The sequence below is a fragment of the Lacrimispora sphenoides genome (genome assembly GCF_900105215.1).
GTDB lineage: Bacteria > Bacillota > Clostridia > Lachnospirales > Lachnospiraceae > Lacrimispora > Lacrimispora sphenoides_A.
Genome location: NZ_FOIP01000001.1, coordinates 2,062,450 through 2,085,586, shown reverse-complemented (window position 1 = coordinate 2,085,586; position 23,137 = coordinate 2,062,450). Strand labels below are relative to the sequence as shown.

The following is a 23,137-nucleotide window of genomic DNA, read 5'->3' as shown; positions in this document are numbered from 1 at the left end:
TTTTATGTCTTATTTATTCTCCGTTTTTTTAGTCAGGGCTATGCCAACACATAGTAACAGTCCACCCCATACAACGGAACAGCCAACAATCATCATAACCAATGCAAATGGATTCATCGTAATTCCCCCTTAGTTATTCAATTTCAACTTGCCATGGGCGTTTGCAGAACACAATGGCAACACCGATCATGAGTACAACAGTTCCCCAGCCGAACACAACATTTGACAGCAAGGTTACAGAATCCATACCAAACATCTTCATAATACCGGATACAAAGTTTGTAATAACGGTAATTCCAAGCAATATTGGCGTAAAATATTTTAGTAGGTAATCCCACCATTTACCGACCTTGAAGTCAGAATATTGGTTTGCATCTTCCCGGAGTTTCTCCGTACCATAAATGTGACTAATCGCAATAACTTCCACCAGGCCAAGAGTAGCAATTACATAGTTTGCCACGTAAGAATCCACAAGATCCAGAATAAAATTGAATCCGCAGTATGTAGCGAAGGTGGCACTTCCAATAAAACCGACAATGGATATGATGCCTGTTAACTTTTTACGTGAAATCTTAAATTTATCCAGGGCTGCGGTATTGAATGCCTCAAGCATAGAAATACTGGAGGAAATACCTGCAATAAATAAGCAGAAGAAGAATAAAAATCCTAAAATGCCCTGAACCACAATATTAGAAGACATGGTTGAAATTGCAATAGGAAATGCGATAAAAGCAACTCCAGCTCCGTTTCCAAACGAGTCAAAAGAAACTCCCTGCTTATTGACCAGAAATCCCAGGGTTGAAAATACGGTAATCCCTGCAATAATATCAAACGAGCTGTTTGAAAGCACCGTGATAAACGAGTTGTTTACGATATCCTGTTTTTCTCCCAGATAAGAGCCGTATGCAATCATAACACCCACAGCTAGTGTGGTGGAGAAAAATACCTGTGCATATGCTGCAACCCATATACTGGGGTTTAAAATTTTAGAGAAGTCCGGTGTAAATAATGCATTTAACCCGATACTGGCCCCCTCTAACCTCATGGAATTAATCATAAATATTATCATTAGAATCATGAGCAGGGGAGTAAATATCTTTGAGGCTTTTTCAATTCCTCCGGAAATTCCCTGCCGGACGATGGCCCAGTTGGCAAACCATACGACAACCACTGCGCCCAGCATATAAAGACTGAATCCGCTTGCAAAGTCGAAGGCATTCTGGGCTTGCCCGGTAATAGCACCTAGCAAAGGGCCTGGATTACTCATCCAGTTTACCATACCGAAGGTATGACCGATACAATAGATCATAAAGACGACGGATATGGAAATAATGGTGCTGTAGAACATCATGACTACGATCGGTACCATAACCTGTACCCAGCCAATAATCTCAAACTTCTTTTTCAGTTTGGCAAATGCCTTTGTGGAACCGCCACGTATTCTCCGACCATAGGTGTATTCCATGATCATTAGGGGAACGGCACATGTAATAATAGCTACAAAGTATGGAAGGAAAAATGCTCCTCCACCATTTTTATAAGCTTGAAACGGAAATCTCCATAAATTACCTAATCCTACCGCAGCCCCAATTGCTGCAAATAAAAATCCTGTTCTGCTATTCCATTGATCACGCATAGTAAATACCCCCTGATGTCGGATATAATCTAATATTCGATGGGTTCCAAAGATGCCTGGAAGTGACGTAAAATCGGCGGCTCCCAGGTGATGCGGTATCCTCGCTCAATTTCGGAAGCTCTTTGCTTGATTGCGATTAATGCATCAGCCATAATGTCAATATGTGCCTGTGTATAAACACGGCGCGGAATCGCAAAGCGAGTAAATTCAAACTCGGAATGAAGCTGCACTCCGGTATCAGGATCGTTACCCAGCATAAAAGAACCGATGTCACAGGTACGGATTCCAGCCTCTTTGTAAAGCTCTATTGCCAGCACCTGTGCAGGGAATTCATTATATGGAATATGCGGAAAAAATTCTGCCGCATCTACAAAGACTCCATGGCCTCCAACCGGGGCTTGGTAAGCGATTCCTGCATCATCTAATTTAGCTGCCAGGTATTCCATCTGGCCGATGCGGTATCTTAAGAAGTCTTCATCAATTCCTTCGTAAAGTCCAATTGCTAGGGCTTCAAGATCACGTCCGGAAAGTCCACCATAAGTAAAAAATCCTTCGAAAGAAATACAGTTAGCTTTTACTTTTAATATAATTGGTGAATTGCCATCTTTTATTCCAATCAGTCCGCCGATATTTACGATGGTATCCTTTTTGGCAGACATCGTAAACATATCGCCATAGCTGAAGATTTTATTGACAATTTCTTTAATGGACATATCTTTGCATTCTTCTTCCCGTTGCTTTAAGAAAAAAGCATTTTCAGCGTATCTGGCAGCATCAATATTTAGAGGAATATGATACTTCTTACAGATTTCTGATACCTCTCTCATATTTGCCATGGATACAGGCTGACCGCCTGCTGAGTTGTTCGTAATCGTCATTACAACAAGACCAACATTTTCAGCACCCAGTTCATTGATCAGCTTTTCTAATTTAACAACATCCATGTTGCCTTTAAAGGGAGCTCTTACAGAAGGATTTTTTGCTTCTTCTACCACGCAGTCGATGGCTCTGGCTCCTGCCAATTCTACATGAGCTCTTGTTGTATCAAAGAACATATTGGAAATAGCATATTTGCCCTTGGAAAGGAAAACAGGAAAAAGTACCTTCTCTCCAGCGCGGCCCTGGTGAACCGGCTGTATAAAATCATAACCGAATATATCTTTACCGGCATCAAATAATTTATAGTAACTGGATGAACCGGCGTATGCTTCATCACCCTTCATAACGCCTGACCATTGGTCATCACTCATAGCATTGGTTCCGCTATCGGTTAAAAGGTCAATATAAACATCTTCGCCCCTTAACCCAAACATATTATACTTAGCCTCTTTGATCTTTTCAATACGTTCCTCTCGAGTTAACATTTTAATTCGCTCTACCATTTTAATTCTGAATGGTTCCGGAATATACTTTACAGCCATAATTGTTTTCTCTCCTTTTGTTTTTTTGTATATATTTGATATGATTTTATTTTATTACAATTCAATACGTTTGTAAAATGACTAAAAAGTATGGCATAACAACAATTTTATTATGATATATATCCAAGATATTCACTCGATCAGATACTTAAAGTACATCACAGGAGATACCCATGAGGGATTAAAATAAAAAAGCCCTGAATACTCAGGACTTTTTCACGACAAGAAAACACTACTGCTGTTTCACATTCAGGTATACATCTTCCTTACCATGGAATCCACCCTGAATGATAACGGAATCCATATTTTCCCTGGTAACTGCAACCGGCCTTAATTCAAGACTTGGAACATCATAAGTTCCATCGTCAATGGTTGTCACAATTCCTTCCAAAGGCTCTCCCTTCCCAAGCTTCACCGCGTACTCCGCTGCGATTCTGGCCTCTTCCTCTACGGATTTAAAAGCCGTCATATTCTGGGTTCCTTCCACAATCCTCTGACAGGCCATCAGATCCCCATCCTGGCCCACCAGACAGACCCTTCCTGCCATCCTGTCCTCAGATAAGGCACGGAAAACCTGGGTTGCCAGATCGTCGTTTCCGCACATGATCCCCTTTACATCCGGATGCTCTTCCAGCGCTTCTTTGGCATAGTCAAAGGCATGCTCGGAAAGCCAGCCCTCACAGTTGCTTTTATAAACCACTTCCAGATTTTTCCCCTTTATTACCGAATCAAAACCCTCCCGGACCATTGCCACATTATGATCCGTTTCTGGGCCCTGGATCATGAAAATCTTACCTCCCTCAGGAATGTCTCTCACCAGGCTTTCCGCCATGAGTATTCCGACCTCTTTATTATCAAAAGATATGTACATATCGCTGTCCGCATTCCGAATCAGCCGGTCATAGCTCATGGTCTTAATCCCCGCCTCCTTTGCCTTTTTCATGACATCGGATAAAGCTTCACAGTCTCCTGCCACCACTACAATTACGTCCATCTGCTTTTTTATGAAGTACTTTATCTGTTCGATCTGTTCGTTTACATCCCCGTTTGCGTTTTGTACATTAACCTCTGCCCCAAGTTCCTTTGCGGTTGATACAAAAACATCCCGGTCCCTGATCCACCGCTCAATCACAAAGGAATCAATGCTTAACCCGATCTGTAAGGGCCTATCCCCGGCCTTTACAGATACCTCGGTCTCTGCCTCTGCCTTGGTATTTACACAGCCTGCCGTCAAGGCACAACAGAGTATCACCACCAGTAACAATCTCCCTCGACCCATTTTCATAACACTTACCTCTCCCTATATTCGCTTGGCGTCATCCCTTCATACTTTTTGAATATCCGGCTGAAATAATTGGGATCGCTGTAGCCGGACATGATACATACCTCCTTAATGCTGTATCTGGAATCTTCCAGAAGACGCCTGGCGTTTTTAATCCTGGTTCTGGTTACATACTCGATAAAGTTCTCTCCCACCTCCTGCTTAAATAATTTACTGAAATAATAAGGACTTATGTCAACCATTCGGGAAGCATCGTCAAGAGAAATGTCCTTAGCATAATTCTCATCAATATAACTCTTGACCCTGGAAACCACATTTTCATACTCCTTCTCCCTGGAAGTGCTGATGTTTTCGCATATCTCCCTTGTCTTATTTAAAAACCAGCGCCTTAGCGCGTCCGTATCGGGGGCTTCCATCAGTTCTTCTAAGTAGTTCTCCCGATAACGGAAACCATAACGGACATTCCCTGCCTCAAAAGCCCGTCTCTCAAGTCTCATGACCAGCTCCAGTATCTTTACCTCAATATTGGACCTCACATTTTCATCATGAGCCAGCATCCAGTCAAAAAATTCACCGGCACAGGACAATGCTCCTTCCCGGTCCGCCTTTGTCCCCCTTTGAAGGTACTGGTTTTCTAAGTCCAGGGGATATTCTCCGTCATAATCAGCCACCGCCGGGATATCCGTGATATGCACTACATGGCTGTCACTGTCCCGCAGGGATTTTAAGGCCTCTTTATAGGAGTCTCTAATCCCTTCCAGAGGTTTTACAGAACCGATCCCTCCCCTGCATTTGATATCCGTGGTGCTTTCCAGCTTATGGATCATATTCCGGGTCCTTGTAATGATTTCCACCCGCTCCTCATACCGTACTTTTTCCTGTTCGAAGGATAGGAAAAGCACCAGCCGGTTTCCCATGGCAGGCCCCATGACACAATCAAAATAATCCTTAACAATCTCTCTGACCATGGGATAATACTTGTTCACCCGGACGCTGACCCCTATGGCATTGGTCATGGTCCCTCCCTCAATGCTGTCCCCGAATTCCAGAATAATCATAAAGCCATAAGGGCTTTTTATGTCCAGCATTTCAATGTATCCGCTCTTAGAAAGCTCTAAGTCCTCTTGAAGCACACTATAGATGAACCCGCTTTCGATCATGGGAATTACGATCTCAAGCTTTTCCCTGATCTTTAAATCATCGCTTAACTTTTGTCTGGCCTCCTCCACCTGGTGCATGGCCTTTACGCACACATCCAGGATCTTCTTTTTATTGACCGGCTTCATGATAAACTCCATGACCCCTAAGTTCACCGCTTCCTGGGCATAAGAAAATTTATCATAAGCTGTTATGATAATGAATACAACGGAAGGGTTGAATTTACGTACCTCCCTGATTGCCTGGATCCCGTTTAATCCAGGCATCTGAATATCCACGAATGCAATATCCGGCCGGAAGGAGCCGGCCTGTTCAATGACCGCCCTGCCTGTTTTGACACAGACGATCTCACAATCGCTGCCGAAATTGGACTTTATGATATGACTGATGGATTCCAGCATGATCCCCTCATCATCAGCTACCAGTATGCGAAACATGTACATCTCCCCCTCTTTTTGGAATCCTTAATACCACAGTGGTTCCTTTATCCTTCCCATCACTGAACATATGGAAAATACCGTCATCATTATAATAAAGCTCCAGCCGGGATATAACATTGCGAATACCGATCCCGGTAGAATTCTCCCCTTCTGCGGCTTGTCCACCGGCCAGGATCCTCTCAAGAGTTTCCATTTCCAATCCGGCACCATTATCCCTGATGCGGATTTCTATTTTCTCCTCATGATTCTCCACGGTCAGATAAATTTCTCCCGGCCGTTCGATATTCCGGATCCCATGGTTCACCGCATTCTCCACCAGGGGCTGTAAGATCATGCTAGGAATGGAAAAATCCATTGCCTCCTCATCGATCTTTGAATGATACCGGATATCCCCTGCAAAACGGACATTCAATATATAAACATAGTTCTCCACCGCCTCCACCTCTTCACGGATGGTGGCATCCCTTGAACCCTTTTTTACATTATAGCGGAAAAAGTCCGCCATTTTTTCCATAAATACCGAAGTCTTCTCTGCATCCTCCATCATGGCTAACTGGACCCCGGCGTTCAAGGAATTAAAAAGAAAGTGGGGATTTATTTGGGACTGAAGATACTTTAACTGGGCTTCCTTTAAGTGGTTTTCCATTAAAAGCTCCCGCTCCTTCATCTCCTGCTCTTTTTCCGCGCTCTCCTTAATTTTATTCACATACTCGTCCAAACTGTCCACCATTTGATTAAAGGTTCCTGTTACGATCCCCAGTTCATCTCCGGTACCTAAGGACGGTACCTTTACGTGGAAATTCCCCTGCCCTACAAGCTTTGCCGTATGGGCTAAATTGGTGAGCGGTGTAACGATATCCTTTGTCATCATCATCATGACCGTCAGGCTTATGACCATTACGATCATTAAGATCACAGTACTTATAACCTCCAGATACTGAAGGGCTGCCTGCAGAGTCTGATAGCTGGCGGAATTGTTTTTAAACTGCCGGCTGTTTAAGACTGAAATGTCACGGTTGATAAACTGGTAAAGCTTTAAAGCCGATTCGTAGGAGCTTTTGTATTTTTCTACATTCTGCCCCCTCTTGGCCTGTACTGTCTCATCCGTGATAGCCAGATAGCTGTCCGACATGTTGCGGATATTTTTTTCCAGGATCTGAATCTGATTATCCGTTACCGTAACATTAAGCCCCTCTAACAGCTTCCTGTAATCCTGTTCCGCCCGGTAATAATCTGTTAAGGACTCGGAATCCTTTACCTGTAAGTATTTGTACATGAAATTCTGTACATCGGAAAAAACATCCGACAGCTCATTGAGATTCACATTGCTTATGTATACAGAATTCATACGCTCTACCATCTGGTTGATCTGGGCGTAGATGAATAAATTGCTGGCAAAAAGCGTGGCTGCCGTTACCGCAACTTCCAAAAACAGCTTGCGGGCAATCGGTAAGTTTTCCCATAGGTGTTCCCATTTATTTTTCATAGCCGCTCCACTAATTACTCATGAAATCTGACGTATTTTCCTTTGTAACAAACTGCAGATCCACACTGTAAAAGGAATTGGTCCTCCCGTCATGTATGGATTCGGTAAGAGCCTGCACGCTGAATTTCCCCATCTGGTCGGTGTCAATGTAAAGTGTCATGGCCATCGTTCCCTTTCTCACCGCCTCTAAGGCTGCTTTTGATTTATAATAGCCGATGACCTGAGTCTTACCTACGCTGTTATAGTCAATGACCGCCTGATACACAGCCTCCGTATCCACCTCATCCATGCAAACAATAATATCCGGGGGACCCTGGGGGTTCTGAAACAAATTGCGCACAATTTCCTCAGCTTCAAATGCCCGTCCGGACGGGATCTTGATCTCTTCTACCTTAATCCGGTCCGCAGTTTCCTTTGAAGTGACCATCCGGTTGTTGATCTGATTAAAAATCTGGGACTGGTTGCTGTCAATGGAATTGTCATGAAGGAGCATCATCACTCTGGCCTTCCGGGAATCCTGGGGTAATATCTTTAAAATTTGATTTCCGTATTCCTGCCCCAGCTCATAGGAATTAATTCCAACATAGCTTTTTCGGTCCGTAGCAGGTGCATCGTTTAATATCGTTACCACAGGTATTCCTTTTGCAGCCGCTTCATTGATCCGCTCTTCCAGCTTCTCTTCTCCCGTAAATTCCAGCAGGATCCCATCTACCTTTGCAGCTATGCTCATGTCCATAAAATCCACTGCATTATACTCCGATGACTGATTTCTTCCCTTCAGCTCCACATAAGCATCGTATAAGGCCGCTTCTTTCCGTACACTCTGGTACACGTCATTCCAGAACTGAGAATCCAGGTCATTAATGATCATGACATAATGGTATCGGTAGGTTCTGGTATTTTCCGCATGTTCAACCCCGATTCTCTTTAACACGAATCCGTAAAAGGAGGTGGTCAAAAGCGTAAGAAATACGATACTGGACAATCCCCCCAGAACCAGCAGCAGCAGGCTTTTCTTTCTGTTATCCATGGTTATCCCCTTTTTCATATAGCACTAGAACCATTATACTAAATCACAGGGAAAAAATAAATGGAAAACAGTCCGGATTTTTACCGGACTGACAGAAAAGTTATCATAAATTGTTAATTTTTTAATTATTTAAAAATAGGTCTTGCAATTAATTTTTAATTAACTTATCTTTATCTTAAGGATATCCTTTATAACTTAAAGGAGGAAATAATATGAATCAAGAAAAAATGAAAGAGCTTGAAAAGACGAGTAACAGTGACTATAGCAATATCGTAGGCATACTTGTACAAAAAAATGGCATAAAACTATATGAAAACTATTTTAATGGATATACCGCCGATAACGCAGTACATGTGTTTTCGGTGACAAAGAGCGTATTTTCTGCATTGATTGGTATCGCCATTGATAAGGGCTTCATCAAAAGTGCAGACCAGAAGGTATTAGACTTTTTCCCTGATTACGCGGTTAAAGCAGGAGAAAAAACAATACAGGGCATTACGCTTAAGAATTTACTTACCATGACAGCCCCATATTAATATAAGTCTGAGCCATACGAAGAGTTTTTCGCAAGCGATAACTGGGTAAATTCCGCCCTTGATTTATTGGGAGGCGAGAAACATACCGGAGAATTTATGTATTCTCCTATCATAGGAACACATATCTTGTCAGGCATTCTTGTAAAAGCGACAGGGCAGCCGGTACTTGCTTTTGCTGCGGAACATTTATTCTCTCCACTGGGAATCAAGGTTACGCACAATGTGGTACTGCGCAATAAAGAAGAGCATATCGCTGTTATGAATGATAAGAACACCAGCGGCTGGGTCGTTGATCCACAAGGGATAAACACGGCAAGCTGGGGGCTTTTCCTGACGCCTGAGGATATGGCAAAAATAGGTCAATTGTATCTAAACGGTGGAAAATGGGAAAACAAACAAATCATATCAGAAAAATGGATAGAAGAAAGCACAAAGGAGCATATCAGATTGGATCGGCTGTCTTATGGCTACCTGTGGTGGATATTTGATAATAAAGAACTTATCTATGCAGCTTTGGGAGACGGAGGAAATGTAATTTACATCAATACAAAGAAAAAGATGGTTGTTTCTATCGCTTCTCTTTTTATGCCGGACGCTAAGGACAGGATAGGGCTAATTATGGAGTGTATTGAACCAATATTTGAGGACTGAGTATAACGAGCCCCCATGCTCAGCATGATAACCTAAATGTAGAGTACAAGGTGTAACTGTTCCCTACCGAAATAACCATATAATAAAAAATAGGCTCAAAGTATATCTTGAGCCTATTTTTTAACAGCATTGCAGTCTGGCTTTTAACCAGGCTGCATTTCTCAGTGTTTATCTTTCTTTTTTCCAATATTCCTTGTTCATAGTAAAGCTTAAAACCAGCCCCTTGGGCAGGCTGCGATACCGTTTTCCCATAAGATATCCCATGTATTTAAAACCACTCTTTACAATTACACCGGGAATGAGCCATGGCTTTTTTACCTTTAAAAGCCAGGCGCAGGTCTTTTTCACAAGACGGATTCCCTCGCCTTCCGAGCGGATTCCCTCAAACACCTCCGGGTGGTCGGCCTGGGATACCGCAAGATCAAAATTCCGCTTAAACTGGGCGATGCAGCCGTAATTATGGGAATGATACACGTTTGCATCGGCTGCATAGGCTACCGCCTGCCCCCGGTGTCTTACTGCATTTCCCGCATAAATCATATCCTCATTAAAAATAGTCCGCTTAATAAATCCGCCGGCCTCCATAAATGCAGCCCGGTCATAGGAACAACAGACATTGGAGGCAAAAAAGGTCTTGATTCCCAGCTCCTTTAGGTCTCCGCCTGTTTTCACCCGGCTTTGTTCCGGATAATTAAAGGAACGGGTATACTGCTCCGCCAGGGCACAGTCAGGATTCGGCAGTTGCCTTCCATAAGCCATGACCACCTTTTCTCCGCCTTTTCCTCTCTGGTCAAGACCTCTTACCAGCGCTCCTATTAAATTCTCATCGGCCGGAACTGCATCATCGGTCATAAATACCATAATATCTGCCTCAGAACAACCGGCTCCCTGGTTTCTGGTGCCGCCATGGTCAAATTCCTCTTTTGTCACATGGTGTACTTCCAGATTGGGGACCCAGCCATATTCCTCTTCCTTCCAATAGGACCGTTCCGTGTTCATGATGATGATCCGCCGGATAGGATATGACTGTTCCCCAAGGCGTTCCAGCAAAAGCTGCAGCTTTTCATCAGGTCTATATACGGGAATAATCACATCTACCGATTTTTCCTGCCTTTTTTCTTCCATTGCAATTTCCTACCTTCCAGTAAAATACTCCGCAAGCAGCCACCAAGATCAAGCGAGATTTAATCCGGCTCGTTGCCTTCGTATGAATCAATAGCGCAGACACGCCGTGGAACAGATGCGTATCAGGGCATAGATGCTCACAAAGCATTCCAGATACCATGCACTTTTCCTTAAATCCATGTTTATAACCAGGCGTTTATCAAATACAACTAACAGCACGAGGGGCAGCAGGGGGATAAAATACCTTCCCTGGACACCCGTTATATAGGTAAGCTCCCGTGGCGTCCAGCCTAATAGCATGGAGGCAAGAACCAGACAGGCACTTAAAAACACCAGAATGACCATCCAAAGCTTCTGGCCGCCAGACATCGGAGCTTCTTCCCCTTCTCTCCTTATCACGCTGACAAAGAGCACATACCACAAAATCATGAGACAGAAGGGGGGCACGGTCAGGTTAGGGTCCAAATTGCCCAGAAATCCTCCAAGCATGGTAGTCAGATAATAATCAAACTGGGTCACCAGAGTTTCATAATATACTTTAAAGATGCGATAGGGGTGTTCCCATACATCCTGCAGCGTATATCCTGCCGCTTCACTCCAGCCCACATAGCTTTCCGTTGTGGTCGCCCACGCAGATAGGACCAGACGGTTTACCAAAAACACCGCCAGAACGACTGCAGTTATAACACTTATGACGGAGATCCAGTAATTCCTTTTTGACTTAAACTTAGAAGAAGGAATAAACAGGCAGATCCCGGCGACCGGCAGATAAACGATCTTTCCAGGCTCCAGAATGATCAGCAAAAGAGCCAGAAGAACCGTATCCTTTACGGTCACTTTCTCTTTCTCAAAGGCTAAGTAAAAGCACCAGGCCAGAAAAAGCATGGACAGACCGATAAAGGCCGTATCATAGGAAAAGGAAGCTGCCAGATGAAGGGTCATGGGAAGACACGATACCGCCATGAGAAGCTCTTTTTTAAATGGCATGATCCTCACAGCCAGGGCTGCCATACCTGCAAAAGCAAGAAGATTGAACAGCCTGCCAAGATATACCAAAGGGATGTATCCCAGATGGAGCAGCCTGGCAAGGCAAATCCCAAGGGCCTGGGGTAGGTATACCACAGGCGTAGTGTTCACCGGTATTTCATAGCGGACCGTCATTCCCTGGCTGTTATCAAGGGAAAACATCTCCTTAAGGACCAGGTTGTATGTGGCCCGTCCCACATTGGTATAAAGTCCGGGGGCATCATCACCACTCCGCACTAAAACATTGGCTCCCCGGCTGATCCTCTCCTTTTCCTCCTCTGTTGCATGGGAAAAAAAAGAGTCATCTGCCACCGCCGGTTTTCCCATAAGCTGGCTGGAGAGCCGGTAAGCGCTGGTAAAATGGGCCGCCTCATCGGGCGTTGAAAAGGGGGTCAGAACCAGCATATAAAACAGTCCAAGAATTACCACAGTCCCCGGAAACAATAAGAAGGCTGGAGTCTTAACTATCCACAAAGCTGCTCCCAAACACGCCAGAAATCCACATCCGAACACGATGATCCACCAGTAAAAGCGGCGGACTGCTTCAAATTCCGGTGAGGGGATTCCCACAATGGTTTCCTCATAGGTTTTTATAAAGAGAAAGGCGAGAAATAAACAAGTTCCCGCCGTAAGCCACAATCCCTTTTTATTCAGAATGAGCTTCATGATGACCTTCCTCCTTTTCCCTGGCATCTTCCCGGTCCAGAGCAAGCATCTGGATCAGCTCCGTCATCTTCCGCTCCAGCTGGGATATTTTGACAGACTGGAAGAAAACCTTTACCAGCAAGATAAATATCATGAAGGTAAAGATAAAATTAGCGGTGGAATAGGTCCCCACCATCCGGGAAATGAAATCAGCCAATGGAGGGAATAAGCTGAATACCACCAAAAGCAGGGCAAACATCACCCAAAAGATAGAATCCTCTATCTTCATCTTAGAATGGCGTATTCTTCTAAGTACATAAAATGTAAGTAATATGGAAACGCATATCAGTACGCAGCGAAGCAAAACTGTCATGTTCGTTCTCCCTTCCTTTATCTCCTGTCCCTAATGCGGAAACTCTGTACCAGCAATATGGAAAACAGCATCTTTCCCATATACCTGGCCGCATTGACCGGATTTAAATAGCTCTCTCCCAGAATCCGTTCATCCATGATCACAGGGATTTCCGCGACCTTTGCCCCCTGGCTGATCAAATAGGAGATCGTATCCGGTTCCGGACCGTAATTTAACCCATCAGCAAATTCCTTGATCATCTTCCTGCTGAACATGCGCATACCAGAGGTAGGGTCACTGACCTTTACCCCAGTGGTGAACCAGATGGAGCCGCTTAAGAGCCTGCTCCCAAGCATCCGCATGGTATGGGGTTTCTTCCCTGTCATAAATCTGGAGCCGATAACAATATCATAGCCCTCGTCCATCTTCTCTTTCATGGGAAGGATATATTCCGGCCGGTGCTGCCCGTCCCCGTCAAACTGTATGGCATACCGGTAACCGCGCCTGTGAGCATATTTAAGCCCGGTCTGGAACGCTCCGGCAAGTCCCAGATTCATGGGCAGGTCAATGATCTTCCAGCCATGCTTTCTGCAGATATCTGCTGTTTGATCGGTAGATCCGTCATTAATGATCACATAATCAAACATGGGATAGTTCGTAATGACATCTCCTACCACGCGCTCAATATTTAGAGCCTCATTGTATGCAGGTATTACTACCAGTACCTTATCCATCATTTCTTCCGCTCCATTCTCTCTTTTACCTCTGCACCGTCCATGTTTCCGGGGCGTAACGGTATGCCTGAATGACGTTCCTCCGTAATAAAAATATGGATCGCCTGTCCCATAAAGCAAAGCATGAGAATCAGCATTTCCAGCATATAAGAGAAGGCCGCTCCGTTGATTCCTCCCACTCCTACCAGCCAAAAAGAGAGAAAGAAGGAAAGGATGCAGACCGGTACATAGCCAAAAAAGATTCCCTTCTGCTTTTTCATGATAACAAGCACATAATAAAACAGATTCATAACCGCAAAGAAACCGCCGCCCAGCACGATGAAAAGAAGCCCGGATTTATACGGTTTAAGCTCCACATTGGAAATGGCTCCCAGTACAGGAACCCCAATCGCCCAGGCTCCTGCCAGGGCAATGACCGTAAGAAGGAATATGATTCCGGAAAGCTTCTTTAGGCCGGTCCCCAATTCCACAAAGTTCCGTTCCTCCCACTGATAAGACATCCTGGTCAAAAAGGGTCGGATCACAAAGTTAGCAGCCAGGTTAATGACCGAGGTCGGCATAAAAATAGCCACAAAAACAGCGTTGTCCGTGGAAGTCATCCGGGCATCCACCGCATATTTTGCCATGGCAAAAATAAGCCCGTCCAGAAAAACGGATAAAAACAGTAAAAAACTGTCCTGCAAAAGCTTCCACTGCCTGCCGGGTGTTCTGGTAAACACCATTCCGGGGACACTCTCCGCCATTCTTTTATCAAACAGCAGGATCCCTGCTCCCTGGGACAGGACCGCAACCACGCAGGAAAATACAAGCTCCCTTGTAACAGCAAGGGTCCCTAAAAAACAAAACACTGACAACAGGGTTCTAAATGCCATGGCCTGTCCTGTTAGATACAGCCGCCCGTTTCTCTGAAATTCCGATTCATACACATCTGCAAACCCGTCTAGCACCTTATAAAGCACCATCAAAAATACTACCAGTGCTTTTTGAGCCGTATAGCCTGCTGACGGAGACAGGGTATTAAAAATGATATAACAGATTCCAAAAATAACTGCCATGGAACAGGTAGCGAACCGGGCCAGACGATATTCGGAAAACGTATAACTTTGACTTGTATCCGTACTCTGCAAAGGCCTCATGCCAAAATAGGCCACCAAAAACATCTGCTGCCCAAATGTGCTGAATGCAAAGCCAAAGATCCCTCCCTGTTCCGTTCCTATGAGATGGTTGACCAGGGCCGTGAGTATCATACTGGAACCGGCATAAACCAGGCTTCCGATCATATTCCAGGCCACATTTTTTCGTTCCATTTATTTTCCTCTTATTTGTCCACGGTTTTGAGGCATAATCATATACCCACCGGTTATTTCCTCACAATGTCCCTTTATTCTACAATATCCGGCTTTAAAAGTAAACTTAAAACCACCCCGCTACTCTTTTGTAATCCCGGAAATACGGCACAGGTACAAAAAAGCCTCCAGCCGGAACAGCCAGGAAAGCCCTGCATAAACAACGACTCCTACCAGAATCTGTACAACCAGGGTTAAGAGTGTTCCTTCTATTACATATTGTACTCCGTATGCGAAGAGGCACATCACCGCTGATAAAAGAAGAGAAGGAAGTACATCCTTCCACTGCTCAAGAAAGCTGTAGTTTAAAAGCTTTTTATTGGGATAGGCATTGATAAAGGTGCAGATGAAATCGGTTACTGCCCTTAAAGCAACCATGGTATAAATCCCAAAGGGAATGCTGATCAGAAGTGCAGTCATGCTGACTGCCTTCTTTATTATTTCCAGTTTGAGGAATATCTCGCTTTTTCCCATGGCATTGATGGCCTGCAAATTCGCCACATGAAGGGGCCAGGTTGCATAGGCGATGCATAACAGCCGAAGCATGGGGACACAGGGTAAATACCGGTCCGTCAAAAGCAGCTTAACCATAGGCTCAGCCACGGCAATCAATCCGGCCATCATGGGAAACACCAGGTAAGAGCTGGTGACAATGGACCTTCTCACCATTCGCTTTAGCGTCTCCTTGTCCTCCTGGCAAGCCGAAAAAGCCGGGAGCATGACCGACTGGATCGCCGCTCCAAGATTATTTGCAATCAGAGCAGGAAACTGGTTTCCTCTTGAGTATTGCCCCATCATGGCGGAATTATATAATTTCCCGATGACTAGCCCGTAAACATTATTAAATACTGTATCAATAAGTCCGGAACAAAGTATCTTCCAGCCATAAGAGAACAATTCCTTCGCCTTCTTAACGGAAAACAGAAGCCTTGGCCTCCACTTCACCAGAAATACCAGCATGACCATTAAGAAAAAGCTGTAGAAAAACTGCTGCATGGCAAGAGCCCACAGACCCTGTCCCCTGTATGCCAGAAATACACCGATGATACCGGAGCAAAGGGCGGCAAAAAGGCTTGCCAGACAAAGCTTTCGAAACTCCATATTCCTGGCGATCACAGCAGACTGCACGGAGGTAACGGCACCAAAAAACAGGGTCACAGAAAGGACCCGGAGCACCGGAGTAAAAACAGGCTGTCCGTAAAAAGAAGCTATGGCCGGAGCTGAGAAAAAGAGAATTACATATAAAACAAAAGCAATGGCTCCGCTGATATAAAATGCAGAGGAATAATCGGCCTCATCCACCGTCTGTTTCTGGATCAGGGAGGTATTAAAACCACTTTGGACAAACACATTTCCAATGGTGATAAATATCATGATGAGCATGACTTCCCCGGACTCTGCCGGTGTCAGCATCCTGGCAAGCAGAACCGAAACAAGGAACTGAATCCCCTGTGTACCCCCGTTTTCCATCACTTTCCAGAACAGACCGGAAAGGACCTTTTTTTTCATATTTTCCTGGTACATACTGGCTTTTCTCCTTGCTTTACCAATTTACATTTACGCCTTATTGTACTATATTCCCCATTAAATGTAAATCGTATATAGCATTTTGAACTTACTTGTGTTAGAGTATAAAGGAATATAATTTTCATTTTTAGAATTCAGGAGGTTTTAAATTATGCGTAAACTGACACGAAGCCTGACGCTTCTCTGCCTGACGGCTGCTCTTGTTTCCGGACAGGCCACCCTTGCATGGGCAGATGAAGCATATGGACCGGGATTTAAGAATGGTGTCCCCATCAGTCAGAGCGACGGGCAGTCTGAAGATCAGAACCAGACGAACACCCAGACGCAGGAAGGCGTAACTACAGATGAAGCGGAAAACGCTTTGGCAAATGCCGGTATAGACATTGGAAAAGAAGGGGAAGGCGGCGGCGAAGACGGCGAGGTAGATGAAGCTACCAGAGCTGCTCAGGAAGCGTTAAAGGCCAATTTCCCACGTCTCCAGACTACCGTTATGGTCGGTGACAGCAACTGGTCACAGCCATTTGTTAATGATGCATGGATCACAAATAACGGACAGGGCTTTCACGGAATGTCCACCTTTCTTACCAACATTGTTGGAAACGTGCTTTACCGGACCTATACCTCCAGCACCGGCTGGTCTCCATGGGTTTTAAACGGACAGCAGACTACCAACTATGCCAATGACATAAACATCGAAGCAGTACAGATGAGGTTTTCCGGTTATGTGAATAACCAGTTCGACCTCTACTATACCGCACAGTTGGAAGACGGGACCACCATGGACTGGGCGAAGAATGGGACCACTACAGGAACCATGGGAACCGGACATTACATAACAGGGCTGAGAATGGCCTTTTACACCAAGAATTCCCAGTTCCCTTATGCCACGGAGAAGCCTCTGATTTCCGCCGTTGCAGACGGAATGCGGCTGATCGATGGCGGCCTCCGTTACTTTAACGGAGATGGTACGTCCTTCACCGGCTGGGCATGGGCAGGCAATGAACGTTACTATTTCCAGGATTCCTATCCGGTGACTGGCTGGCAGTATCTTGACGGCTACAAATATTATTTCGACGAATCCGGAAAAATGCTCACTGACTTAGAGCCAATTATCGGCGCTAAGGGACCATTCCTCATCAGCATCAACAAATCCATGAACTGCATGACCATCTTTGCCAAAGATGGGAACAACGGCTATATTATTCCGGTGAAATCCTTTTTGACCTCCACCGGACCGGATACCCCTCTTGGGACATACCAGACTCCGGAAAAGTACCGCTGGAGGGATATGAATCACGGAATCTTTACCCAGTACGCAACCCGTATCTGGAAGGGCTTCTTAATTCATTCCATTCTGTACAGCAAACCTAACAATATGACGCTGGATCCGATGACTTATAATTATATGAGCATTGCTCAGTCAGCGGGATGCGTCCGGCTCCTCTCCGGAGACGCCAAGTGGGTATATGATCACTGTGCTATCGGAACCACCGTTACGATTTACGAATCACCGGTTCCAGGCCCCTACGAGAGACCGGCCATTGAACAGATCATACCCGAAACCCAGACCTGGGATCCTACGGACCCTAATATTGCAAGATAACCTGGGCAGATAACTTTATAATAATAAAATGCATGGGCAGGAAACGGATTATACCGGATCCTGCCCATATTTTTGCCGCTTTACCGTTTCTTTCCCAGGAATATCTTCCTTAACAGCCTATAAGCTCCAGGAGCCCTGTACTCAGTCTGAATAAAGAACCTGGTTCTTGGTGTCAATTCTTTATAATACCTGGCGTACTCCGGGTTCACGATCTCCTTAAACTGCCTGGTATTAACCATGGTATGATAATAAGTCCGTTTTGCCGCACTATCTGCAGCTTCCTTTAAACGCCCCTCTGTGGCAACGTTAAATTCCTCATACACCGTTTTCATCCGCTCCCAGTAAATCTTCTGCTTTTGGGCGTAATTCCCGCTTTTTCCTTCCACGGTCCAGGAGCCTGCTACTCCCACCCGGTAGGCACTCATAGGTTCATCCATGTAATAGCCGTACCCTTTTTCAGCCGCCATCATCTGCAGGGGAGTATCTCCCACCGGGCAATCCACGTAATAATCCGGAAGTTCTTTCACAAGGCGGGAGGGAAATGCCATGGAGGACATGGCATAACCGGAAGGCTTATCTACAATCTCCTCCGGCGTGATCACCCGGCTCTCCCTGTAAGGACGCATCTGTTTTTCTGTCAGAGCCTTTCCCACCAGTTCGATTTTGGCACTGTGTATACAAAGGGTACAGTCCGGATGAGCCTCCATGTAATCCACCTGCTTTTGCATCTTATCCGGTGTCGTCCAGTAATCATCTCCATCGCACATGAAAATGTATTTTCCTCTGGCCCGGGGGAAATTAAACGCTCCGCTGATATTGTCGATTCCCTGAGAATACTGGTTCTCTGTCTGTATAAGTGGTTTCACCTTATCCGGATATTTTTCAGCATATTCTCTTATGATATCCCCCGTACCATCGGTGGATGCATCGTCATGGACCAGAATCTCAAATTCAAAATCTGTCTTCTGCATGAGAAAGCTGTCCAAGGCCTGCCTGATATAAGCCCCATGGTTAAAGGTCACACAATTAATGCTGGCCATTATGTTTGATTCGGAACTGCCGCTCATTCCTCTCCACCCTTTCCTGCATCTGCTTTTGTAATATAACTTATCTTCACTTGCAATTGCTTTTAACTTCCCATAATATATTCCTCATATTTTCTCGCAATATACATGCCCATAATTCCTTTTAAGGGTTCTATGGCCTCTCCGATAAAACATCTTAAATGGTTGGTGACACAGTCGTATCCTGCCAGGCAGGAAAACTCTACGCCACCGGAAAAACGGGGATTACACTCCAGCATATGATACGATCCATCCTCTGTCTGAATGAATTCAAAGTTCACGCATCCGTTGATACCAAGGGCATTGGCTATATCCCTGCACGTTGCTTCCAGAACCGGATCCAGAAACACCAGCACCGAGGTTCCTGCTCCGTTCGGGGTCCGCAAAAGCTCCTTCCGGCATACGGCAACGCTCTCTCCTGTTTCCGCCTGCCTTACCACGTCAACGGTAATGATGCTTCCCTGATAATAGGGCTGTACGATCAGCCCCTCAGAGTCCCCACATTCCAGAAAGCCTTTCATCTCGTCAAGGGATTGTATATAGCGAAGCCCTTGACTACTTCTTCCGTTAAAGGGTTTGATAACCGCAGGATAGGAAAGGCGCTCTGCTTCAGCCTCCATAAGCTCCAGCGTGGGAATGGGGTTGCCTATGCCCTTTTCCTTAAGAAAACGGTACAGCTCCCTTTTATCCCTGCACAGAAGAAGGGTTTCCTCCGATGACAGACATAATGTCACCGAAGCAAGGGCCAGTTCATCCCTGTAGCGGTTCCACACATCTACCTCCACATCTGTGAGAACCATCAGCACTTTTACCTGTTCCTCCCTGCATATCTTCAGGATGGTGTTTACATACCGTTTCTCGTCCGTTGCAAGGGGAACCTGGTAAAAGGACGCCACATTCCCGGAATCCGCAATCCATTCTGCCGGATAAATATCACAGCCAACTACACGGTAACCGCCTTTTTTTAAGTTTTTTATAACGATATCTGCTGAAAACGACCCAATCGCAGTCACCAGTGCTGTATTCATGATTTCCTCTTTTCCGCTCTGTTACCCAGGGCATATTAGTATCCCTGTAAGGAGTTTCCTCTTTCCTTACCTTTCCTCCTATCTGGCACCTAAAATAATGGCGCAGATGCGGTCGACCTGATCCAGGGAAAGTTCTGCATATAAAGGCAGGGTCAGTACGCTGTCTGCCGCTTTTTTTGCCACAGGAAGATGTACATTTGAAAACCGTTCCCGATAGCATTCAAAATCAGTGATCAGAGGATAAAAATACTTTCTCGCAAAGATATGGTGAGTGGCCAGCAGGTCATATACCTCATTTCGTGTTAAAGAGAAGCCATCAAAGGCTACAGGAAAATAAGCATAATTCTGGCGGATCCCTTCTTTGGGATTCATCAGGCGGATTCCCGGTACTCCCGCCAGATGTTCCCGGTACCGTTCTGCCACAAGCCTGCGCTTTTCGATGTTATCATTCACATGGCGGAGGTTGCAGATACCCATAGCCGCCTGAAACTCATTCATTTTTGCATTACCGCCGATATATTCTACGGTTTCCTTGCCAGTGATACCGAAATTCTTTAAATAATTGAACAAGATCTCCAGGGATGGATCCTGAAAGGTCACAGCACCGCCTTCAATGGTATTAAACACCTTTGTGGCATGGAAGCTGAACATGGAAGCGTCTCCGTAGGTCCCGATCCCTCTCCCATTTACATCTACACCAAAGGCATGGGCAGCATCATAAATTACCTTTAAATTATGTTTTTTCGCGATCTTTTCAATTTTATCTACATCACAGATATTTCCATAAACATGAACCGGTAAAATGGCGGTCGTCTTTTCCGTAATCATCGCTTCAATCTTATCCGGATCAATGGTATAATCCTCCTCCCGGATATCGCAGAACACGGGAGTTAAGTTATTTCTTACAATGGCATGGGTGGTGGAAGCGAAAGAAAATGGGGTGGTGATCACCTCGCCGGATAGATTCATGGCCTGGAGCGCCATTTCAAGAGCCATATGTCCATTGACAAACAAAAGAAGCTTCTGTACCTTTAAATACTCCTTTAACTGCTCCATCAGTTTTTCATGAAATTCTCCCATATTCGTCATCCAGGCAGTTTCCCAGATCGGCTTAATCTCTTCTATAAATTCTTCATAGGAAGGCATGGAAGCCCTCGTCACTAATATGTCCTCTTTGTTGTCCATGCGTTATCCTCCATTTCCCGGTCAGATGGAAAACATCTGGCCCAGCGTCCGTATAAGGGTGCTTTTCATTAATTTGTATTTCCAAATCGTATATATCTTTACCGCCCTGTTTTTTTCGGGCAGTCCGATAAAATGCTCCAGAACCGCTCTTTGCTCTCTGGACATCTCATTTCCATAGAGTTTTAAAAACATCTGTGCCTGCACAAACATTTTCCTGTAATTTTCCCGGACCGCATCCTGATTCCGGATCCGCTCCGCATACTGCTCCTTGCCGCTTTTGGATCCCATCTGATTTTCTCCATGCTGCCGGTATAAGACCAGGGGACGGTCAATGTAGGATATCCTTCCAAAACAGCTTGCCAAAAGCCCCAGCCACCAGTCATGCATAACGCATTCCCTGGGAACATCGGTCAGGAACCCCAAAAATGCCTTGTTGATCATGACTGTATTCCCTGTGATATTATTCTCAACCAGATAATGGCTGAACCGGTTATCATGAACTGCGATTTTCTGGTATTCCGCCATGGATTCGTGAAGAATGCTGCCCTCCTTATCGGTTACCGATAAGTCACCATGGACCAGAAGGGGGATCGCTTTCCCCCATTCCGCTTCCAGCTTCTTCATTTCCCTTAAGGTGACCTCTGCCTTATCCGGCAGCCATACGTCATCCTGGTCACACAGCATGATATACTCATCATTTACCACCTTAAGCAGGCGGAAGAAATTATTCTGGGCACTGCCGGATCTTTCGCTATTCCTAAGGCCCCTCACCCGTCCCGGATATCGTTCTTCATATTCCCGGATAATGGCAGGGGTGCCGTCTGTAGAAAGATCGTCGGAAATCACGATGGACAGATCGGAAAACGTCTGGTTTAATATAGATTCCAGCTGCTCCCGTATATATTTTTCTCCGTTAAAGGATGCAAGCAGCACCGAAACCATATATTTTCCCCCTTTCCACGTTTCTATCTACCAGGATAATCCCACGATCTTTGTCAAAAACCAGATTTCAGCCATGAGAAATGCCAGGAAAGCCTTTACCAGACATTCCTGGAACCGGTTGATCCCCAGATAGTTTTTATAATAGTGAAGCTTGCTCTCATGAAGAATTGCCTGCTTCTTTAATATAGATTTCACATTCTTATTAATAGACACGGAATGAAGGTGTACATAGGTCTGGTTTAAAAGAAGTACCGTCCCGTATCCCTTTTTCTTAAGCTGAAATCCAAGTATCTTTTCCTCATAGTAAAGAAAGACATCTTCATCATAAAGACCGCATTCCATCAGAGCATTAATATCCGCCATAAAAAGGGAACCAAGCACAGCATCTACATAAACGTACCGCTCCTTTTCAAAATCTGCCTTAAGTTCCGGCCGGTCATTCAGCCAGCGGGCAAAAATACGCCTTGTAATAAGACCGGTATCCAGAAGATCGCCTATCAGGCCGTTAATACGCCAGCTTGACAGCGCCACCTCTCCCGTTCCAGCCCTGGTGACTGCTGCCGCAACCCCCAGCCGGCTTATCTTTAAAAAGGAATCCTTCATGGCCTGTATACATCCTTCTGTAACCTTAACATCAGGATTTGCGATGAGCACATGGGAAGCGTGAAGCGTCCCATGTGCATACCGGATCCCCTGATTATTGCCGTATCCGTATCCCCCGTTCCTTTCCGTGGAGATAAGATGGACCTTTCCGCCCGCAACCGCCTGAAGCCTTGATACGGAATCATCGGTGGAGCAGTTGTCCACGATCACGATAGAATCCAGGGTTTTATAATTTACTATGGAGGTTACCAGGCTTATGGTGGTTTCCGGATCATTATAATTAAGAATGATACAGCTAATGTTCATATCCGCTCCTC

At 45.1% G+C, this 23,137-nt stretch carries 19 protein-coding genes and 1 pseudogene; 2 read left to right on the top strand and 18 right to left on the bottom strand.

Going from position 1 to position 23,137, the window contains the following annotated elements:
* Nucleotides 1-9: 9 nt before the first annotated feature.
* The 7 genes from BMW45_RS28940 to BMW45_RS09480 all read right to left on the bottom strand — a co-directional run bounded on the left by BMW45_RS28940 (nucleotide 10) and on the right by BMW45_RS09480 (nucleotide 8,453).
* On the bottom strand, nucleotides 10-117 hold the full coding sequence (locus BMW45_RS28940; RefSeq protein WP_143057021.1) for a MetS family NSS transporter small subunit: 108 nt from the start codon (nucleotides 115-117) through the stop codon (nucleotides 10-12).
* A gap of 16 nt (nucleotides 118-133) precedes the next feature.
* On the bottom strand, nucleotides 134-1,636 hold the full coding sequence (locus BMW45_RS09505; RefSeq protein WP_092242685.1) for a sodium-dependent transporter: 1,503 nt from the start codon (nucleotides 1,634-1,636) through the stop codon (nucleotides 134-136).
* 29 nt (nucleotides 1,637-1,665) lie between these two features.
* Complete coding sequence (locus tag BMW45_RS09500; RefSeq protein WP_092242682.1) at nucleotides 1,666-3,057, bottom strand: tryptophanase; 1,392 nt, start codon at nucleotides 3,055-3,057, stop codon at nucleotides 1,666-1,668.
* 232 nt (nucleotides 3,058-3,289) lie between these two features.
* Nucleotides 3,290-4,342, bottom strand: a complete 1,053-nt coding sequence (locus BMW45_RS09495; protein WP_092242680.1) for a sugar ABC transporter substrate-binding protein — start codon at nucleotides 4,340-4,342, stop codon at nucleotides 3,290-3,292.
* 5 nt (nucleotides 4,343-4,347) lie between these two features.
* Nucleotides 4,348-5,934, bottom strand: coding sequence for a response regulator transcription factor (locus BMW45_RS09490; protein WP_092242677.1), 1,587 nt, complete (start codon nucleotides 5,932-5,934; stop codon nucleotides 4,348-4,350).
* Nucleotides 5,912-7,423: a sensor histidine kinase gene (locus tag BMW45_RS09485; RefSeq protein WP_092242673.1), complete on the bottom strand. Its 1,512-nt coding sequence runs from the start codon at nucleotides 7,421-7,423 to the stop codon at nucleotides 5,912-5,914. Before BMW45_RS09485 ends, BMW45_RS09490 begins: the two co-directional genes overlap by 23 nt.
* Nucleotides 7,424-7,433: 10 nt before the next feature.
* Nucleotides 7,434-8,453, bottom strand: a complete 1,020-nt coding sequence (locus tag BMW45_RS09480; RefSeq protein ID WP_092242670.1) for a substrate-binding domain-containing protein — start codon at nucleotides 8,451-8,453, stop codon at nucleotides 7,434-7,436.
* Nucleotides 8,454-8,665: 212 nt separating this feature from the next.
* Between BMW45_RS09480 and BMW45_RS09475 the strand changes: the two are divergent.
* A pseudogene (locus BMW45_RS09475) lies at nucleotides 8,666-9,640 on the top strand (serine hydrolase domain-containing protein).
* Nucleotides 9,641-9,808: 168 nt separating this feature from the next.
* Here the strand turns inward: BMW45_RS09475 and BMW45_RS09470 are convergent.
* The 6 genes from BMW45_RS09470 to BMW45_RS09445 all read right to left on the bottom strand — a co-directional run bounded on the left by BMW45_RS09470 (nucleotide 9,809) and on the right by BMW45_RS09445 (nucleotide 16,392).
* Nucleotides 9,809-10,765 (bottom strand): glycosyltransferase family 2 protein, encoded by a 957-nt coding sequence (locus BMW45_RS09470; protein WP_092242668.1) that lies wholly within the window; start codon nucleotides 10,763-10,765, stop codon nucleotides 9,809-9,811.
* An 87-nt stretch (nucleotides 10,766-10,852) separates the two neighbouring features.
* Nucleotides 10,853-12,457: a DUF2142 domain-containing protein gene (locus BMW45_RS09465; protein ID WP_092242666.1), complete on the bottom strand. Its 1,605-nt coding sequence runs from the start codon at nucleotides 12,455-12,457 to the stop codon at nucleotides 10,853-10,855.
* Nucleotides 12,438-12,809, bottom strand: coding sequence for a DUF2304 domain-containing protein (locus tag BMW45_RS09460; protein WP_038277537.1), 372 nt, complete (start codon nucleotides 12,807-12,809; stop codon nucleotides 12,438-12,440). The genes BMW45_RS09465 and BMW45_RS09460 overlap by 20 nt, the downstream gene beginning before the upstream one ends.
* 17 nt (nucleotides 12,810-12,826) lie before the next feature.
* Nucleotides 12,827-13,522, bottom strand: a complete 696-nt coding sequence (locus BMW45_RS09455; protein WP_025230056.1) for a glycosyltransferase family 2 protein — start codon at nucleotides 13,520-13,522, stop codon at nucleotides 12,827-12,829.
* The gene (locus tag BMW45_RS09450; RefSeq protein ID WP_242882970.1) at nucleotides 13,522-14,829 is read right to left on the bottom strand and encodes a lipopolysaccharide biosynthesis protein; all 1,308 of its coding nucleotides are present in this window, start codon (nucleotides 14,827-14,829) and stop codon (nucleotides 13,522-13,524) included. Before BMW45_RS09450 ends, BMW45_RS09455 begins: the two co-directional genes overlap by 1 nt.
* Before the next feature lie 120 nt (nucleotides 14,830-14,949).
* Nucleotides 14,950-16,392: a lipopolysaccharide biosynthesis protein gene (locus BMW45_RS09445; RefSeq protein ID WP_092242664.1), complete on the bottom strand. Its 1,443-nt coding sequence runs from the start codon at nucleotides 16,390-16,392 to the stop codon at nucleotides 14,950-14,952.
* A gap of 154 nt (nucleotides 16,393-16,546) precedes the next feature.
* Here BMW45_RS09445 and BMW45_RS09440 point away from each other — a divergent pair, with 154 nt between their 5' ends.
* On the top strand, nucleotides 16,547-17,998 hold the full coding sequence (locus BMW45_RS09440) for a L,D-transpeptidase (protein WP_092242661.1): 1,452 nt from the start codon (nucleotides 16,547-16,549) through the stop codon (nucleotides 17,996-17,998).
* Nucleotides 17,999-18,078: 80 nt separating this feature from the next.
* Here the strand turns inward: BMW45_RS09440 and BMW45_RS09435 are convergent, their stop codons facing one another.
* From BMW45_RS09435 to BMW45_RS09415, 5 genes are all read right to left on the bottom strand, one after another.
* The gene (locus BMW45_RS09435) at nucleotides 18,079-19,065 is read right to left on the bottom strand and encodes a glycosyltransferase family 2 protein (RefSeq protein WP_092242659.1); all 987 of its coding nucleotides are present in this window, start codon (nucleotides 19,063-19,065) and stop codon (nucleotides 18,079-18,081) included.
* A gap of 62 nt (nucleotides 19,066-19,127) precedes the next feature.
* Nucleotides 19,128-20,090 carry an ATP-grasp domain-containing protein gene (locus BMW45_RS09430; RefSeq protein WP_092242656.1) on the bottom strand — a complete coding sequence of 321 codons (963 nt, stop codon included), beginning with the start codon at nucleotides 20,088-20,090 and terminating at the stop codon, nucleotides 19,128-19,130.
* Nucleotides 20,091-20,168: 78 nt separating this feature from the next.
* A complete protein-coding gene (locus BMW45_RS09425; protein ID WP_092242653.1) occupies nucleotides 20,169-21,275 on the bottom strand; it encodes a DegT/DnrJ/EryC1/StrS family aminotransferase in 1,107 nt (368 codons plus the stop codon).
* Nucleotides 21,276-21,296: 21 nt separating this feature from the next.
* Nucleotides 21,297-22,217, bottom strand: coding sequence for a glycosyltransferase family 2 protein (locus BMW45_RS09420; RefSeq protein WP_092242650.1), 921 nt, complete (start codon nucleotides 22,215-22,217; stop codon nucleotides 21,297-21,299).
* Between the two features lie 27 nt (nucleotides 22,218-22,244).
* On the bottom strand, nucleotides 22,245-23,126 hold the full coding sequence (locus BMW45_RS09415) for a glycosyltransferase family 2 protein (protein WP_092242647.1): 882 nt from the start codon (nucleotides 23,124-23,126) through the stop codon (nucleotides 22,245-22,247).
* Nucleotides 23,127-23,137: the final 11 nt, after the last annotated feature.